The following is a 16,522-nucleotide window of genomic DNA, read 5'->3' on the forward strand; positions in this document are numbered from 1 at the left end:
ATGTGTGAAGGATTCAAGATGGGAAGCTTTGACAATAGAATAAGAAATTAGCCACATCAATAGTGATTAAACTGTGGTTACGAAACTTCGTCGTTATTTCATCCAAGTAAGCGGTTTAATTGTTAATATTACTAATAGTTAGTGGCGTTATCTATAAAGTGTCTTTGCTTGTAATATTTTAAAAAATGACTTACTTTTTATCTATAAAGGAGTGAAAAAACTATGAAAAAGATTTTAGTTTTGGGTGCCAACGGTAAAATCGCTCGTTTGGCAGAAAAAGAATTCTTGGAGCAAACCGATGATCAATTAGTTTTGTTTTTACGAAACTCAAGTCGATTGTCAGTCGCTGATTCAGATCGCGAACAAGTTGTCGAAGGTGATACAACTAACGTGAAGCAACTTGAAGATGTCCTTGACGGTGTTGATGTAGTCTATGCTAACTTGGCTGGTGATAATATTAAAGATCAGGCAGCTGCGGTTACGACTGCAATGAATGAAAAAAATGTAAAACGTTTGATTTGGATTTCAACAATTGGAATTTACGATGAAGTTCCAGGTAAATTTGGAGAATGGAATAATTCGGTTCTTGATGGATATCTTCAAAAATATCGCGCAGCGGCCGATGTGATTGAAGGAACTGACCTTGATTTTACAATCATTCGTCCGGCATGGTTGACTGATAAAGATGAAATTGATTTTGAAATTACACAGAAGGGTGAAGACTTTAAAGGAACCGAAGTTTCACGTAAAAGTATTGCCCATGTTGTAGTTGAAGTTGCTCAAAATAATACCGAGATCCGACATTCAATTGGTGTAAATAAGCCTGGAACAGATGGAGATAAGCCTGCTTGGTATTAACGATAAGTTGTTAGGAGTGAAGGCTATCTATGTTGGAAATGAAAGCTAGATTTTAGTTTTTTTAAATTCTATCCTACGTTTGCTCAGGCGAAAAGTTATAGTTACTCTTTAGTGAGAAGTTTGAAAGCTTGCCATAGTTAAATAATCAAAAAAATAGCCCTTGGCTGCAGTGTACATTACGTCAGCTAAGGGCTATTAAGTTTATTTGTTTCTTAGTGAACTTGTTTAACTGCACGTAAAAGAACTTCGTTAATTCCAACGTTTGCAGGAGTCTCAATCGCGAATGCAACAGCATTAGCAACATCCTCAGGGTTTAATTTATCTACTTCGGCATCCTTATCAATGACGGGATTACCAAATATTTCCGTTGAAACGCCACCTGGTGAAATCATGGTTGCTTTGATATTGAATTCAGATTCTTCTTTGCGCATTGAATCCATGATTGCTTGGACTGCAAATTTTGTTCCGGCGTAAACACCGACATTTGGTAATGAAACGTGCCCTAACACTGAATCAGTTGAAATGATGTGACCAGATTTTTGGTTTTCCATAATAGGAAGTACAACAGCTAATCCGTTTAAAACTCCCATAATATTAACGTTAATCATACGTTCCCACGCTTCAGTATTGCCATCTGCAATACGGCCAGGAGTTGCTGTACCAGCATTGTTATAGAGGACATCAATGCGGCCAAATTTTTTAATAGCTAGATCAACAAGTTTTTGAATATCTTCTTTTTTTGTAACATCTACTTGAGTGTAGATGATTTGTGCTTCTGGTAGCGAGTCGGCTAAATCTTTCAATAAGTCAGTGCGACGAGCACCAATTGCAAGTTTCATGCCTTTAGAAGCTAGTAAACGTACTGTTTCAGCCCCAATTCCGCTTGATGCGCCTGTGATTACGACTACTTTTTCAGTCATTTTTAAAGCCACCTCTTAAAATTTAATGTAAGCAGATTATCTCACTTACTTAATAAAAGTAAATAGTTTGGTCAGATATTTTAGAAAAATTGTTGGTTCCTGTATAATGATGTATAAATAAAAAAATAGGGGTATTAAAGATGGCAATTGACTGGACAGCTGAAGTTGAGAAACGAAAAGAACAAACACTGAACCGTTTGGTGGAATTACTAAAAATTGACAGTTCACGCGATTCAGAACATGGAACTAAAGAGGCTCCCTTGGGTGAAGGACCTAAAAAGGCTTTGGAAACGGTGCTTGGATTTGCTAAAGAAGACGGCTTTGTGATTAAGAACGTTGAAAACGTGGCTGGGCATGTTGAATACGGGGATGGTAAAGAAATTTTGGGGATTCTTGGACATATGGACGAGGTTCCTGCTGGTGAAGGGTGGGAAACTAATCCATTTGAACCGGTTATTAAAGATGGTCGGATCTATGCTCGAGGAGCCAGCGATGATAAAGGGCCTTCAATGGCAGCTTATTTAGGATTACAAATTATCAAGGAATTGGAATTACCTGTTTCTAAGAAGATTCGCTTAATTTTTGGTACAGACGAGGAAAGTGAATGGTATGGAATGGAACGTTACCTTGCCAACGAAGCCACACCGGATTTCGGATTTTCTCCTGATGCTGAATTTCCAATTATCAATGGTGAGAAGGGTATCGCATCGTTCAGAATTGAATTGGCACCAGAAAATGCAAAGGGTAGCATGACATTGGCATCATTCACAAGTGGGATTAAGGAAAATATGATTCCACGAGATGCAACAGCAGTTATTGATTTGAATGATGATATCAATGTTCCGGAACTCAAATCAGCATTTGAAGATTTTCTTACTGAAAATGGTTTGGAAGGCGAGTTGACAACGGATAATAATACCGTTAAATTCTTTTTAATCGGAAAATCTGCGCATGCCTTAGAACCTAAGGCTGGTTTAAATGCGGCAACTTTCTTAGCTCTTTTCTTGAAGGATCGTGTAGAAAGTGAATACTTAAAGTTGATTGCGGATAATCTCCATTTGGATTCACGTGGAAATAAATTAGGCATTAACACGGTTGATGAAAAAATGGGTGACTTAACCGTAACTCCGGATTTGTTTGATTTTGAAGCAGGTAAACCAAGTTCAATCATTATCAATGTCCGTTATCCTAAGTCAACAAACACAGATGAAATTACTCGTTTAACTGCCGACGCTTTAAGTGATTACAAAGTGAAGGTTGTTCTTCATGGTCATGCACAGGAACCGCATTACGTATCGAGTAATGATCCATTAGTTAAGACGTTGTTGAGTATTTACGAGGAACATTCTGGTGAAAAGGGTTCTGAACAGGTTATTGGTGGTGGAACCTATGGTCGTATTTTGGATCGTGGAGTTGCATTTGGAGCACAGTTCCCAGGTCGTGAAAATGTAATGCACCAGGCTAATGAATATATGATGATTGATGACATTTTTAATGCAGCTGTGATCTATGCTCACGCTATCTATGAGTTAGCAAAATAGGGAGTGATAATCATTTCTCAGCTAGAGGAATTAAAAAAAGCGCTAGACGAATACATCAAAGTAAGTGAGTCAAGTACACACCGTGAAGCAAGGTTTTTGCATCGAAAATTGCTTGAACATAATCTACCCAAGGATACTTTGGATGGTGTAAACATATTGGCTCTTCATTTTGTGCAGATGGTTGGAACTGATCAACCTATTCGTGGAGTTGAATTAACCGAAAAAATGGGAGTTACGAAGGGTGCAACTTCTAAAATAACGGCACGTTTGATAAATAAAAGGCTGATTTTTAAGGCGCATCAAGGTGATAATAAAAAGGACATATACTATTCGTTAACTGACCTTGGAAAACAGGTTTATCAGATTCATGAAGAATTACACAAACGAGAAGCAGCGGACATGAAGGATGTTTTGGCTAGTTTTTCACAAAAACAAATTGACGACGCAGTTAAGATATTGTCTGAAATTAATTTTTATCGGAAGGGTTGACTTCCGATTTTTTAATAATATAATGTTTCCATGTAAACTAAATAAAAGGAAGTTAATGAAATGAGTAAAGTATTAGTAATTGATGGACATCCAGAAACAAAGAACGAATCAAAAACAGAATATTTATTGGAATATTTTATTAGCAATTATCAAACTAAGCACCCAGATGATGAAGTTAAAATAATAAATGTTTATTCAGATGGAATTGTACCGCCAATTAATGATCAAACGTTGGATGCATGGGAAAAACAAAAGTTCGGTCATCCCATGACGGACACTGATGTTGCCCTCTTAAAGAAACACAACGAAACTGTTGATCAATTTGTTAGTTACGATAAATATGTGTTTGCAAATCCAATGTATGATCATTTTTTGCCAGCAGAAATGAAAGAATATTTAGATGTTGTTTCTGTACCACATAAAACAATCAAATATACAGCTAATGGGCCAGTAGGATTACTAGAGGGTAAAAAAGCACTTCATATTCAGGCGGCTGGTGGATTCTATCATACCAATAATGGCGAGATTGAAAGAGATTTTGGGGATGCGTATTTACGTGATATGATGCATTTTTATGGAATCAGTGATGTTTCTGGTGCATACATTGAAGGCGCTGATTTTGATCCAGAACATGCGGAAGATTTTAAGGCTGTTGCACGTCAGCAAGTTGATGATGTCTTAACTGATTTTTAGTTGACAGGTAACATGTTTACCCGTAAAATTGGTCGTAATAAAGAAGCTTAGAAGTGGCACAGTAGTGGATGACTTGGACATTAGGAATTCAGTGGGACTGCAAACTGAACAAGAGTTGTTTGAACGAATTACACCATGGAGCTTGATGATCGGATCACCTCGTTATCGGTGTTGAGTGGAACAACGCTGTTCAAGTCAAGGTGGTAACGCGGATAATTTCGTCCCTGATTCTCTTAGGAGGATTGGGGGCTTTTTATTTTTCATGATTCGGTATTAAAAAAAGGAGGGACTATTAATGAATATTATTGATGAGTTAGACTGGCGTGGCGCGATCAATCAGCAAACGGACGCTGAAGGTCTTAAAAAATTAACAGAGGAAAAGTCCATAGGTTTATATGCAGGAATTGACCCAACCGGGGATAGCATGCATATTGGGCATCTGATCCCTTTCATGATTTTGAAAAGATTCCAAGAAATGGGACATAAGCCAGTGATTGTTATCGGTGGTGGAACAGGCTCAATTGGAGATCCATCCGGTAAAAAGGCCGAACGTGTTTTGCAAACGATGGATCAGGTTAAGCATAACGAAGAGGCATTAACGAAACAAATGTTAAAGTTTTTTGGCAATGAAAATTTTCGTATTGTAAATAACCGTGATTGGCTTTCAAAAATTTCACTGTTAGATTTTTTACGTGACTATGGTAAGTTGTTTAATGTCAATAATATGCTGGCAAAGGAAGTCGTTGCTAGTAGGCTAGAAGTAGGGATTTCATTTACCGAATTTACTTACCAAATTTTACAATCTGTTGATTTCTTACATTTGTACAAAAATGAAGATGTTCAATTACAAATTGGTGGTGGAGACCAGTGGGGAAACATTACGGCTGGTACGGATTTGATTCACCGTATGGAAGGACAAGAGGCGAAGGTATTCGGTCTCACAATCCCGTTGTTACTTAAAGCCGATGGTACTAAATTTGGTAAATCAGAGGGTGGTAACATCTGGTTAGATCCTGAAAAGACATCTCCATACGAATTCTATCAATTTTGGTTTAACCAGGATGACCGGGATGTCTTGAAATTTTTGAAGTATTTTACATTTTTGGATCAGGATGAAATTAATGAATTAGCCGATAAGATTCAAACTGCACCCGAAAAGCGTGAAGCACAGCGTCGATTGGCACAGGAAGTAACCAAATTTGTTCACGGCGAAAAAGCAGTCCAAGAGGCTGAAAATATTTCAGCAGCGCTTTTCTCGGGAGACGTGCAAAATCTAACTGCAAGCGAAATCGAACAAGGCTTCAAAAATATGCCAAGTGTTGATATTACCAACCAAAAAGAAAATATCGTTCTTTGGTTAGTTGATACAACCAAGATTGAACCGTCAAGACGTCAAGCACGCGAAGATGTTCAAAACGGGGCTATTCGTATTAATGGTGAAAAAATAACGGATCTTGAAGCTGAGATTGATCCTAATGAACGGTTTGACGGTAAGTTTGTGATTGTACGTCGTGGAAAGAAAAAATATTTCTTAGCAAGAGTGAAATAATAAAAAGCTTTCATAGAAACCAAACGTGGATTGGTAATTAAGTTACCCACATTGGTCGAATATGAAAGCTTTTTAATTTTAAAATTACGTATTTTGTCTGTCTTTAATCATTAATGCTAGTATAAGGGCAATAACTTCTAGTATAAGGAAAAAGATAAAAACAGAGTGAAAGTTTGATTGCCCCAGGAGGACTGTAGCAATTACAATCGCTGTTGATCCTAGAATTTGGCGGATAGTAGCGATTATCGAGGAACCATGTGGAATTTGACTGTTTGGTAGTGAGTTTGCTCCCAGTGTGGTTGCAGGCATCATAACAAATGCGTTCCCTGCTTCTACAATAGCACTGGATATGATAGCAACCCATAGATTATTAACGGTAAGATTAATTAATAGTAGGGACCAACCAACTATAAATAAAATGAAGCCAATTAACATAACACGCTTAAAACCGGTTCGATCTGCCAACTTGCCACTTTTTCTATTGAGCCATGATAAAAGAGCGGCAGCGGGAACTAAAGCTAGTCCTGACCAAAGGGGTGACAATCCGATGACCTGTTGGTAATAGAGGGGCATAATTACGGTGATTGTAATTAGCGACATATAGGAAGCAGCCGTTAGAAGAACAGCAATATCGAAGTTCAGGATAGTCAAGATTTGCAAATGTAACAACGGTTCTTTTATATGTAACTGGCGGTAGACGAAACCGGCCAGCATAATTATGGATCCCAGTAAAATTATAACTAGGGAAAAGGTTGCACCTTTTTTTGGAAGTTCATTGATAAAGTATAGTACCCCAATTATTCCGATGGAAAGGATTACGGATAGAACGTCTAGCTGTGATTTTTTTTGTTGTAACGGATTAACAATAGTTTGCGTGGCCAAAATGAAAACCAATAATAGAAGTAAAGTGAAAAATACAAAGATAGCTTGCCAATTTATTAATTGTAGTAGGACGCCAGAGACAATGGGACCAACAGCCAAGGCGGAACCCATTACTAAACCGACGGTACCCATAACAGCACCACGATTCTTAATGGGTGTAATTTCTAAAATGACCGATTGATATGAAGGGAAAAGAACACCAACGCTAAAACCTTCCATTAAGCGTCCAAGCATAACGATTTGAAAAGTGGGTGCCCATATAATAATTAAGGTACCTGCAATGAATATTGTAATAAGTGTTAGATACAACAGTTTAAAGTTAACATTATTCAATAGCCAAGGAGATAGAGGCATAACGACACACATCACCAGCATAAACCCGGTTGTTAACCATGAGATTGTACTGGCTGGTAAATTAAAATAGTGCATGAAAGTTGGATAAGCAGTGGACAGTGCTGACTGGCTAATTGACATTGTAAACGTTCCAATTAGTAGTGTTACAACGAACCACCAACGTCTTTTTGAATCTAGTTTCAAGATAACCCCTCCTTTAAATCTTAGAACGATTCTAAAATACTACCAAAAATTGAATGTGTAAAGGGGAAAAATGGGATTATAAAAACCGTTTTTGCAGTATTTTTGATTATTTTGAAAATTAATTTTGAATTTTAGTTGACGAATCAAAGAAATGCTAGTATAGTTAATCTCTGTTGTCGCGACGAACATTCGCAACACTGATTCAAAATAAATGAAATTAGTTGTTGACATGTTCAATCGATGATGTTATGATTAATTAGCTGGCAACAAAGCAGTAAGCTTTGAAAACCAACACAGTAGACCTTTGAAAACTGAACAAAATTTTGACAATCAAATGGTGTAGGGATTGAGTAACGAAAGTTATTCGATAAAACATTATGCGAACGAAGTCAATTCGCAAAACAAACAATTAATGAGCTTATATAGACTCATCATATAATATGAGAGTTTGATCTTGGCTCAGGATGAACGCTGGCGGCGTGCCTAATACATGCAAGTCGAACGCATTTCCGTTAAAAGAATCAGAAGTGCTTGCACGGAAGATGATTTTAACAATGAAATGAGTGGCGAACGGGTGAGTAACACGTGGGTAACCTGCCCAGAAGAGGGGGATAACACTTGGAAACAGGTGCTAATACCGCATAATAAAGAAAACCGCATGGTTTTCCTTTAAAAGATGGTTTCGGCTATCACTTCTGGATGGACCCGCGGCGTATTAGCTAGTTGGTAAGGTAAAGGCTTACCAAGGCAGTGATACGTAGCCGACCTGAGAGGGTAATCGGCCACATTGGGACTGAGACACGGCCCAGACTCCTACGGGAGGCAGCAGTAGGGAATCTTCCACAATGGACGAAAGTCTGATGGAGCAACGCCGCGTGAGTGAAGAAGGGTTTCGGCTCGTAAAACTCTGTTGTTAAAGAAGAACGTGGGTGAGAGTAACTGTTCACCCAGTGACGGTATTTAACCAGAAAGCCACGGCTAACTACGTGCCAGCAGCCGCGGTAATACGTAGGTGGCAAGCGTTATCCGGATTTATTGGGCGTAAAGCGAGCGCAGGCGGTCTTTTAAGTCTAATGTGAAAGCCTTCGGCTCAACCGAAGAAGTGCATTGGAAACTGGGAGACTTGAGTGCAGAAGAGGACAGTGGAACTCCATGTGTAGCGGTGAAATGCGTAGATATATGGAAGAACACCAGTGGCGAAGGCGGCTGTCTGGTCTGTAACTGACGCTGAGGCTCGAAAGCATGGGTAGCGAACAGGATTAGATACCCTGGTAGTCCATGCCGTAAACGATGAATACTAAGTGTTGGAGGGTTTCCGCCCTTCAGTGCTGCAGCTAACGCATTAAGTATTCCGCCTGGGGAGTACGACCGCAAGGTTGAAACTCAAAAGAATTGACGGGGGCCCGCACAAGCGGTGGAGCATGTGGTTTAATTCGAAGCTACGCGAAGAACCTTACCAGGTCTTGACATCTTCTGACATTCTAAGAGATTAGAAGTTCCCTTCGGGGACAGAATGACAGGTGGTGCATGGTTGTCGTCAGCTCGTGTCGTGAGATGTTGGGTTAAGTCCCGCAACGAGCGCAACCCTTATTACTAGTTGCCAGCATTAAGTTGGGCACTCTAGTGAGACTGCCGGTGACAAACCGGAGGAAGGTGGGGACGACGTCAAATCATCATGCCCCTTATGACCTGGGCTACACACGTGCTACAATGGATGGTACAACGAGTCGCGAAACCGCGAGGTTTAGCTAATCTCTTAAAGCCATTCTCAGTTCGGACTGTAGGCTGCAACTCGCCTACACGAAGTCGGAATCGCTAGTAATCGCGGATCAGCATGCCGCGGTGAATACGTTCCCGGGCCTTGTACACACCGCCCGTCACACCATGAGAGTTTGTAACACCCAAAGCCGGTGGGGTAACCTTTTAGGAGCTAGCCGTCTAAGGTGGGACAGATGATTAGGGTGAAGTCGTAACAAGGTAGCCGTAGGAGAACCTGCGGCTGGATCACCTCCTTTCTAAGGAATAATACGGAAACTACACCATGTCAAAGTTTTGTTTAGTTTTGAGAGGTCTACTCTCAATTTGTTCTTTGAAAACTGAATAATATCTAAATTTTCTAATATTAATTATGTAAATAATTAAACCGAGAAAACCACCGCGTAATTTAAAGAGTTATATTAACAAGATTAGTTCAATTAATCGCTAGAATTAAACTCATAAACCACTTTGCCGTCGGCAAAGTATAGGTTAAGTTAGGAAGGGCGCATGGTGAATGCCTTGGTACTAGGAGCCGATGAAGGACGGGACTAACACCGATATGCCTCGGGGAGCTGTACGTAAGCTTTGATCCGGGGATTTCCGAATGGGGCAACCCAGCAAGCTTTACCGCTTGTTATCCACATCTGAATACATAGGATGTGTGAAGGTAGACGTGGGGAACTGAAACATCTCAGTACCCGCAGGAAGAGAAAGAAAAATCGATTCCCTGAGTAGCGGCGAGCGAAACGGGAAAAGCCCAAACCAGAAAGCTTGCTTTCTGGGGTTGTAGGACTGAACATTTGAGTTACCAAAGAGTTTGATAGTTGAGGAGTCTGGGAAGGCTCGCCAAAGAGGGTGATAGCCCCGTAAACTAAATCAAGCTCCCTCAGTTCAGGATCCTGAGTACGGCGGAGCACGTGAAATTCCGTCGGAATCCGGGAGGACCATCTCCCAAGGCTAAATACTCCCTAGTGACCGATAGTGAACCAGTACCGTGAGGGAAAGGTGAAAAGCACCCCGGAAGGGGAGTGAAATAGTTCTTGAAACCATGTGCCTACAATAAGTCAGAGCCCGTTAATGGGTGATGGCGTGCCTTTTGTAGAATGAACCGGCGAGTTACGTTCGTATGCCAGGTTAAGTTGAAGAGACGGAGCCACAGCGAAAGCGAGTCTGAAGAGGGCGAATAAGTATGCGGATGTAGACCCGAAACCAAGTGACCTACCCATGTCCAGGTTGAAGGTGCGGTAAAACGCACTGGAGGACCGAACTCGTGTACGTTGAAAAGTGCTGAGATGAGGTGTGGGTAGCGGTGAAATTCCAAACGAACTTGGAGATAGCTGGTTCTCTCCGAAATAGCTTTAGGGCTAGCCTCGGAATTAGGATCATGGAGGTAGAGCCACTGTTTGGACTAGGGGCCCGTCACGGGTTACCGAATTCAGATAAACTCCGAATGCCATTGATTTATGTCCGGGAGTCAGACGGTGAGAGATAAGTTCCATCGTCGAAAGGGGAACAGCCCAGACCGCCAGTTAAGGTCCCTAAATATATGTTAAGTGGAAAAGGATGTGGAGTTGCATAGACAACTAGGATGTTGGCTCAGAAGCAGCCACCATTTAAAGAGTGCGTAATAGCTCACTAGTCGAGTGATTCTGCGCCGAAAATGTACCGGGGCTTAAACATATTACCGAGACTGCGGATGTCACCAATAGGTGACGTGATAGGAGAGCGTTCTAAGGGCAATGAAGGCAGACCGTGAGGACTGTTGGAGCGCTTAGAAGTGAGAATGCCGGTATGAGTAGCGAAAGATAGGTGAGAATCCTATCCACCGAATGACTAAGGTTTCCTGGGGAAGGCTCGTCCACCCAGGGTTAGTCGGGACCTAAGTCGAGGCCGAGAGGCGTAGACGATGGATAACAGGTTGATATTCCTGTACTAGTTAAACTTGTTTGAACAATGGAGGGACGCAGTAGGCTATGGAAAGCATCCAGTTGGAAACGGATGTCCAAGCAGCAAGTCTGAAGAAGAGTCAAATGCTTTTTTTCTTAAGGACAAGCTGTGATGGGGAGCGAAATTATAGTAGCGAAGTTCCAGACGTCACACTGCCGAGAAAAGCTTCTAGTTAGAGTTTAATTACCCGTACCGCAAACCGACACAGGTAGTCGAGGAGAGTATCCTAAGGTGAGCGAGAGAACTCTCGTTAAGGAACTCGGCAAAATGACCCCGTAACTTCGGGAGAAGGGGTGCTGACCGCAAGGTCAGCCGCAGTGAAGAGGCCCAAACGACTGTTTATCAAAAACACAGGTTTCTGCAAAATCGTAAGATGACGTATAGGGGCTGACGCCTGCCCGGTGCTGGAAGGTTAAGGGAATGAGTTAGCGTAAGCGAAGCTTTGAACTGAAGCCCCAGTAAACGGCGGCCGTAACTATAACGGTCCTAAGGTAGCGAAATTCCTTGTCGGGTAAGTTCCGACCCGCACGAAAGGCGTAACGATTTGGGCACTGTCTCAACGAGAGACTCGGTGAAATTATAATACCCGTGAAGATGCGGGTTACCCGCGACAGGACGGAAAGACCCCATGGAGCTTTACTGTAACTTGATATTGAGTGTTTGTACAGCTTGTACAGGATAGGTAGGAGCCGTTGAAGTCGGAACGCTAGTTTCGATGGAGGCATTGGTGGGATACTACCCTCGTTGTATGAACCCTCTAACCCGCGCCACTAATCGTGGCGGGAGACAGTGTCTGGTAGGCAGTTTGACTGGGGCGGTCGCCTCCTAAAGAGTAACGGAGGCGCCCAAAGGTTCCCTCAGAATGGTTGGAAATCATTCGTAGAGTGTAAAGGCAGAAGGGAGCTTGACTGCGAGACAGACAGGTCGAGCAGGGACGAAAGTCGGGCTTAGTGATCCGGTGGTACCGTATGGAAGGGCCATCGCTCAACGGATAAAAGCTACCCTGGGGATAACAGGCTTATCTCCCCCAAGAGTTCACATCGACGGGGAGGTTTGGCACCTCGATGTCGGCTCATCGCATCCTGGGGCTGTAGTCGGTCCCAAGGGTTGGGCTGTTCGCCCATTAAAGCGGTACGCGAGCTGGGTTCAGAACGTCGTGAGACAGTTCGGTCCCTATCCGTCGCGGGCGTAGGAAATTTGAGAGGAGCTGTCCTTAGTACGAGAGGACCGGGATGGACATACCGCTGGTGTACCAGTTGTTCTGCCAAGAGCATCGCTGGGTAGCTACGTATGGATGAGATAAACGCTGAAAGCATCTAAGTGTGAAACTCGCCTCAAGATGAGATTTCCCATTGCCTTCGGGCAAGTAAGACCCCTGAAAGATGATCAGGTAGATAGGTTAGGAGTGGAAGTGCAGCGATGCATGAAGCGGACTAATACTAATCGGTCGAGGACTTAACCAAGTAAGTGGTGGTTTTCGAAGGAAAATTTAAGATATTATTCAGTTTTGAGAGAACAAAGATTTTCTCAAGCGATAACGTAAGTTAGCGTTGAGTGTGGTGACGATGGCAAGAAGGATACACCTGTACCCATGTCGAACACAGAAGTTAAGCTTCTTAGCGCCGAGAGTAGTTGGAGGATCGCCTCCTGCGAGGGTAGGACGTTGCCATGCAACTTAAAGAATTCTTTATCGAAAGATAGAGGATTCTTTTTTTGGTTAAGGTAGTCGAAACGGCTTGAAATATGATATACTATAAAGGCTTAATTGCCACTATAGCTCAGCTAGGTAGAGCACTTCCATGGTAAGGAAGGGGTCATCGGTTCAAGTCCGATTAGTGGCTTCATCGATACTACGTAGGTTAGGGGAATGAATACATCATTTCTTTAGCCTTTTTATTTTTAGGAGTTTTTTCATGGAGATTAAACGAACCCATTTTAGCGACGAACTAACTGAATTGTTACTCAGTGCAGACCCATCACTTGAAATGATTAAGAGTTATATATATGAGAGCAATATTTGGATTATTAAGAAGTCTACCTCAACAGTTGGAATAATAATTGTTAAAATACTGAACGACGAAAGTGCCGAAATAAAAAATATTGCAGTTCTTGAGGCTGAACAGCATCAAGGATTAGGAACAAAATTAATTGAATTTGTTTCAGATTATTACGCTAAACAAGGAATTAAAGACCTTCTAATTGGAACTGGTAATTCATCGTTTAAACAGTTAAAACTTTACCAAGAGCTCGGATTTCACATCTATGGTCTTCTGCCTGATTTCTTTATAAAGAATTATTCTAAGCCTATTTTTGAGAATAAAATTAGATGTGAAAGTATGATAAAGCTTAGAAAGAGGCTTAACAATTAAGCAGGCATCACAGAAGTCTAATCATTAAGCGTTCTTCTCTGTACGGCTTGTAGAAGTGGCCTGAGAATTTAAGAAAGAGAATTAGATATTGATTTAGATATTTATTGATAATAACTTAATTGAATACTAAAAAAGATAAGGGGAGTCACTCTAAAGTTCGGTCGTATTCCTTGGTTTAGAATTGTATCAGACTACTCATTAAAAGCTAGAATAATAAAAAGTTCTTGAATAAAATTCTACGGCTAGTATAATTTATAAAAATGTGTAAAAAAACTAGCAGGAGGATTTTATGCAAAAAGAGAACAAATATCAGGTAGAAAGTATTCCAATGGAAAGCCGTCATATGACCTATTGGGACATGTTTGCAACTTGGATTGGGGCCAATGCTAACAACGGAACTTGGTTTGTTGGTGGAATCATCGCTGCATGTGGATTTTGGGGTGGGATCAAAGCATTGATCATCGCCTCAAGTATTTCATATGTATTTTTAGCATTAGTTGGTTATATGGGATATAAGACCGGCGTTACAACGATGGCAATTTCACGTGCTTCATTTGGGATTCGTGGTAGTATCGTTCCGTCTTTGGTTAATTTAACGCAATTTGTAGGTTGGACTGCCGTCAACACTTTTATTGCTGCTACTTCAATGTCATACATATTACACACATTATTTGGTTGGGCAGTTTACGGGCAACCTGGTGGTAACTTAGGGCTCATTGTCGGTATTTTGATAATGAGTGGATTACATTTAATAAGTATTATTTCTGGACAACGATCGATTCAAATCATTGAGCGAATTGGAATTATTTTAGTGATAATTTTCGTGATATGGGAATCCATCGTTGTTTTTCGTGATGTATCTTTCAATCAGATTGCAAATTGGAAAGTACCTCTACACTCACAAATGAAATTTGGTTCGGCAATTGATACTTTAGCAGCTTTTAATTTAGCGTGGGTTACCGCTGGCGCAGATTTTACAAGATTTACAAATAAGGCGCGAACTTCAACCACGGCACCTTTTATTGGTGCAAACTTAGGGGTTTTTGGTTTTGCTTTCATCGGTCTGAGCGCAACAATTAGTATTGCTTTGACATCAGGCGTATACGATCCGAACAATTCTGATCCTAGTACGATAGCAAATAGATTAGGATTAGGGATTATTGCTATGTTGGTAATCGTTTTAACTAGTGTGACTGCCAACGCTGTGAATATTCAAGCGGCGGGTTCGGCATTGAATAATATGTTTTCCAAAATAACCCTGAAGCGCGCACTGTTAATTGTTACGGTTCTTTCAACAATCGTTACCTTTATTCCAGTGTTTTATGGTAGCTTCTTAAGTGCATTTACGGCATTTTTAGATTACGTGGGGATGGTTTTAGGACCGATTGTTAGTATTATGGTTGTCGACTTTTTCTTAATTAATAAACAAAAATACTATCCTGCCGAGCTTGGTGATTCCAAGGGACGATACTGGTTTGGAGGCGGTATACATTGGTTAGCGTTTATTCTTTGGGTAACGGGGGTTATCCTATACTTACTACTACAAAAGGTGTCGTTTATTATAGATTATACTGGTGCGACCTTTGTTGTGATGATCGTTATAGGTGTGATTTACTATACAGCAATGTGTTTAGGAAAGAAGGAAAATAAATATGCTAATTAAACAAGTTTACATAGAAAATTCAAACTCAAAAAAAGATGTTAGGATTATGGATGGCAAGTTTGCAGCGATTGAAACAAGCATTGAACCATATCAAAATGAAGAAGTTATTGAAGCAGATGGTAAGCTACTATTACCTCCCTTTATCGACTCACATGTTCATTTAGATGCTACATTGACGGCTGGGGATCCAGAATGGAATGAAAGCGGCACTTTATTTGATGGCATTCGTATTTGGGCGGCGCGTAAACAAAAATTAACAAAACAAGATGTGAAAGAACGGGCTTTGCAAACCTTGAAAAAACAGGCAAGCCATGGATTACAATTTGTCAGAAGCCATGTTGATACAACAGATCCTAGTTTTACCGCGTTAGAAGCATTACTTGAAATTCGGGATGAAGTAAAAGATTTTATGGAATTACAACTAGTCGCTTTTCCGCAAGAAGGAATTTTATCTTTTCCCAAAGGCAAAGAGCTTTTGAAGACTGCCGTTGACGAAGGAGTCGACGTAATCGGTGGTATCCCTCATTTTGAGTTTAATCGCGATTACGGTGTTGAATCCTTGAAATATTTGGTAGGACTTGCAGAAAAATATGATCGATTAGTTGATGTTCACTGTGATGAAATTGATGATCCTAACTCCAGACATTTGGAAGTATTAGCTACTTTAGCATATGAAACGGGTCTGAAGAATCGTGTAACAGCTAGCCACACAACTGCGATGGGCTCTTATAATGACGCTTATGCTTATAAACTAATGCGGTTGCTTAAACTTTCAGAGATAAACATGGTTTCTAACCCACTGATTAATATGCATTTAGGTGGTCGATTTGATACATATCCCAAACGACGGGGATTAACACGGGTTAAGGAACTGGATAAAAACTTAATTAATGTTTCTTTTGGAGAAGATGATATCAAAGATCCATGGTATCCCATGGGTGATGGCAATATGCTTGATCCAATCCATATGGGTATTCATGCATCACAACTGATGGGATATCACCAAATTTTAGATTCATACCAATTTGTAACAAATAACGCCGCCAAAACCCTTAATATTGAGGACCATTATGGTATTGAAGTGGGCAAACCGGCCAGCTGCCTGATCTTTAATGCTTCAAATTTCTATGATGAGCTAAATGAACGCAAAGAGTTATTATATTCGATTCATAACGGTAAAATTTTGGTACAAACTGAACCACAGGTTAAAAAAATAAATTTTTAGATATATATAATTAGACTGCGAGCCGTAAGTTACGCTTCGATTTAAGTGGGGTAAATTATGGTTCGTTTTTTTATTTTTATATTACTGGTAA

10 protein-coding genes, 1 tRNA gene and 3 rRNA genes are annotated in these 16,522 nt (G+C 40.7%); 12 read left to right on the forward strand and 2 right to left on the reverse strand.

Annotation, left to right across the window (positions count from 1 at the left end; genetic code table 11):
- The first annotated feature begins 222 nt into the window (after positions 1–222).
- Positions 223–858, forward strand: a complete 636-nt coding sequence (locus PECL_RS00240; RefSeq protein ID WP_014214584.1) for an NAD(P)H-binding protein — start codon at positions 223–225, stop codon at positions 856–858.
- A gap of 212 nt (positions 859–1,070) precedes the next feature.
- Here the strand turns inward: PECL_RS00240 and PECL_RS00245 are convergent, their stop codons facing one another.
- Entirely contained in the window at positions 1,071–1,778 is a 708-nt protein-coding gene (locus PECL_RS00245; protein WP_041534526.1) for an SDR family oxidoreductase, read from the reverse strand.
- A gap of 140 nt (positions 1,779–1,918) precedes the next feature.
- Between PECL_RS00245 and pepV the strand changes: the two genes are divergently transcribed.
- From pepV to tyrS, 4 genes are all read left to right on the forward strand, one after another.
- Positions 1,919–3,319, forward strand: a complete 1,401-nt coding sequence (gene pepV / locus PECL_RS00250) for a dipeptidase PepV (protein WP_014214586.1) — start codon at positions 1,919–1,921, stop codon at positions 3,317–3,319.
- 3 nt (positions 3,320–3,322) lie between these two features.
- Complete coding sequence (locus PECL_RS09660; protein WP_014214587.1) at positions 3,323–3,808, forward strand: winged helix DNA-binding protein; 486 nt, start codon at positions 3,323–3,325, stop codon at positions 3,806–3,808.
- A gap of 60 nt (positions 3,809–3,868) precedes the next feature.
- Positions 3,869–4,501 carry an FMN-dependent NADH-azoreductase gene (locus PECL_RS00260; RefSeq protein WP_014214588.1) on the forward strand — a complete coding sequence of 211 codons (633 nt, stop codon included), beginning with the start codon at positions 3,869–3,871 and terminating at the stop codon, positions 4,499–4,501.
- A gap of 295 nt (positions 4,502–4,796) precedes the next feature.
- Positions 4,797–6,050: a tyrosine--tRNA ligase gene (gene tyrS / locus PECL_RS00265; RefSeq protein ID WP_014214589.1), complete on the forward strand. Its 1,254-nt coding sequence runs from the start codon at positions 4,797–4,799 to the stop codon at positions 6,048–6,050.
- Positions 6,051–6,134: 84 nt separating this feature from the next.
- On the opposite strand, the gene PECL_RS00270 is transcribed toward tyrS, so the two are convergent.
- Entirely contained in the window at positions 6,135–7,469 is a 1,335-nt protein-coding gene (locus tag PECL_RS00270; protein WP_014214590.1) for an MFS transporter, read from the reverse strand.
- A gap of 436 nt (positions 7,470–7,905) precedes the next feature.
- Here PECL_RS00270 and PECL_RS00275 point away from each other — a divergent pair.
- The 7 genes from PECL_RS00275 (at position 7,906) to codA (ending at position 16,431) form a co-directional block, all read left to right on the forward strand.
- Positions 7,906–9,484: ribosomal RNA gene (locus PECL_RS00275) — 16S ribosomal RNA — on the forward strand.
- Positions 9,485–9,714: 230 nt separating this feature from the next.
- A 23S ribosomal RNA gene (locus PECL_RS00280) occupies positions 9,715–12,637 on the forward strand.
- Between the two features lie 92 nt (positions 12,638–12,729).
- A 5S ribosomal RNA gene (gene rrf / locus PECL_RS00285) occupies positions 12,730–12,846 on the forward strand.
- Together the 16S, 23S and 5S rRNA genes with 1 tRNA gene alongside form the textbook arrangement of a ribosomal RNA operon.
- A gap of 95 nt (positions 12,847–12,941) precedes the next feature.
- A tRNA-Thr gene (locus tag PECL_RS00290) sits at positions 12,942–13,015 on the forward strand.
- Between the two features lie 72 nt (positions 13,016–13,087).
- Positions 13,088–13,543, forward strand: a complete 456-nt coding sequence (locus PECL_RS00295) for a GNAT family N-acetyltransferase (protein WP_014214591.1) — start codon at positions 13,088–13,090, stop codon at positions 13,541–13,543.
- Between the two features lie 289 nt (positions 13,544–13,832).
- Complete coding sequence (locus tag PECL_RS00300) at positions 13,833–15,206, forward strand: cytosine permease (protein WP_014214592.1); 1,374 nt, start codon at positions 13,833–13,835, stop codon at positions 15,204–15,206.
- Positions 15,196–16,431: a cytosine deaminase gene (codA, locus tag PECL_RS00305; RefSeq protein WP_014214593.1), complete on the forward strand. Its 1,236-nt coding sequence runs from the start codon at positions 15,196–15,198 to the stop codon at positions 16,429–16,431. The genes PECL_RS00300 and codA overlap by 11 nt, the downstream gene beginning before the upstream one ends.
- Positions 16,432–16,522 lie beyond the last annotated feature (91 nt).

Source organism: Pediococcus claussenii ATCC BAA-344, assembly GCF_000237995.1.
Classification (GTDB): domain Bacteria; phylum Bacillota; class Bacilli; order Lactobacillales; family Lactobacillaceae; genus Pediococcus; species Pediococcus claussenii.

Bases quoted from the DNA above. Each gene is read 5' to 3' on its own strand.
- PECL_RS00260 (WP_014214588.1), top strand. From the start codon at position 3,869: ATGAGTAAAGTATTAGTAATTGATGGACATCCAGAAACAAAGAACGAA.
- tyrS (WP_014214589.1), top strand. From the start codon at position 4,797: ATGAATATTATTGATGAGTTAGACTGGCGTGGCGCGATCAATCAGCAA.
- pepV (WP_014214586.1), top strand. From the start codon at position 1,919: ATGGCAATTGACTGGACAGCTGAAGTTGAGAAACGAAAAGAACAAACA.
- codA (WP_014214593.1), top strand. From the start codon at position 15,196: ATGCTAATTAAACAAGTTTACATAGAAAATTCAAACTCAAAAAAAGAT.
- PECL_RS00245 (WP_041534526.1), bottom strand. From the start codon at position 1,778: ATGACTGAAAAAGTAGTCGTAATCACAGGCGCATCAAGCGGAATTGGG.
- PECL_RS00240 (WP_014214584.1), top strand. From the start codon at position 223: ATGAAAAAGATTTTAGTTTTGGGTGCCAACGGTAAAATCGCTCGTTTG.
- PECL_RS00295 (WP_014214591.1), top strand. From the start codon at position 13,088: ATGGAGATTAAACGAACCCATTTTAGCGACGAACTAACTGAATTGTTA.
- PECL_RS00300 (WP_014214592.1), top strand. From the start codon at position 13,833: ATGCAAAAAGAGAACAAATATCAGGTAGAAAGTATTCCAATGGAAAGC.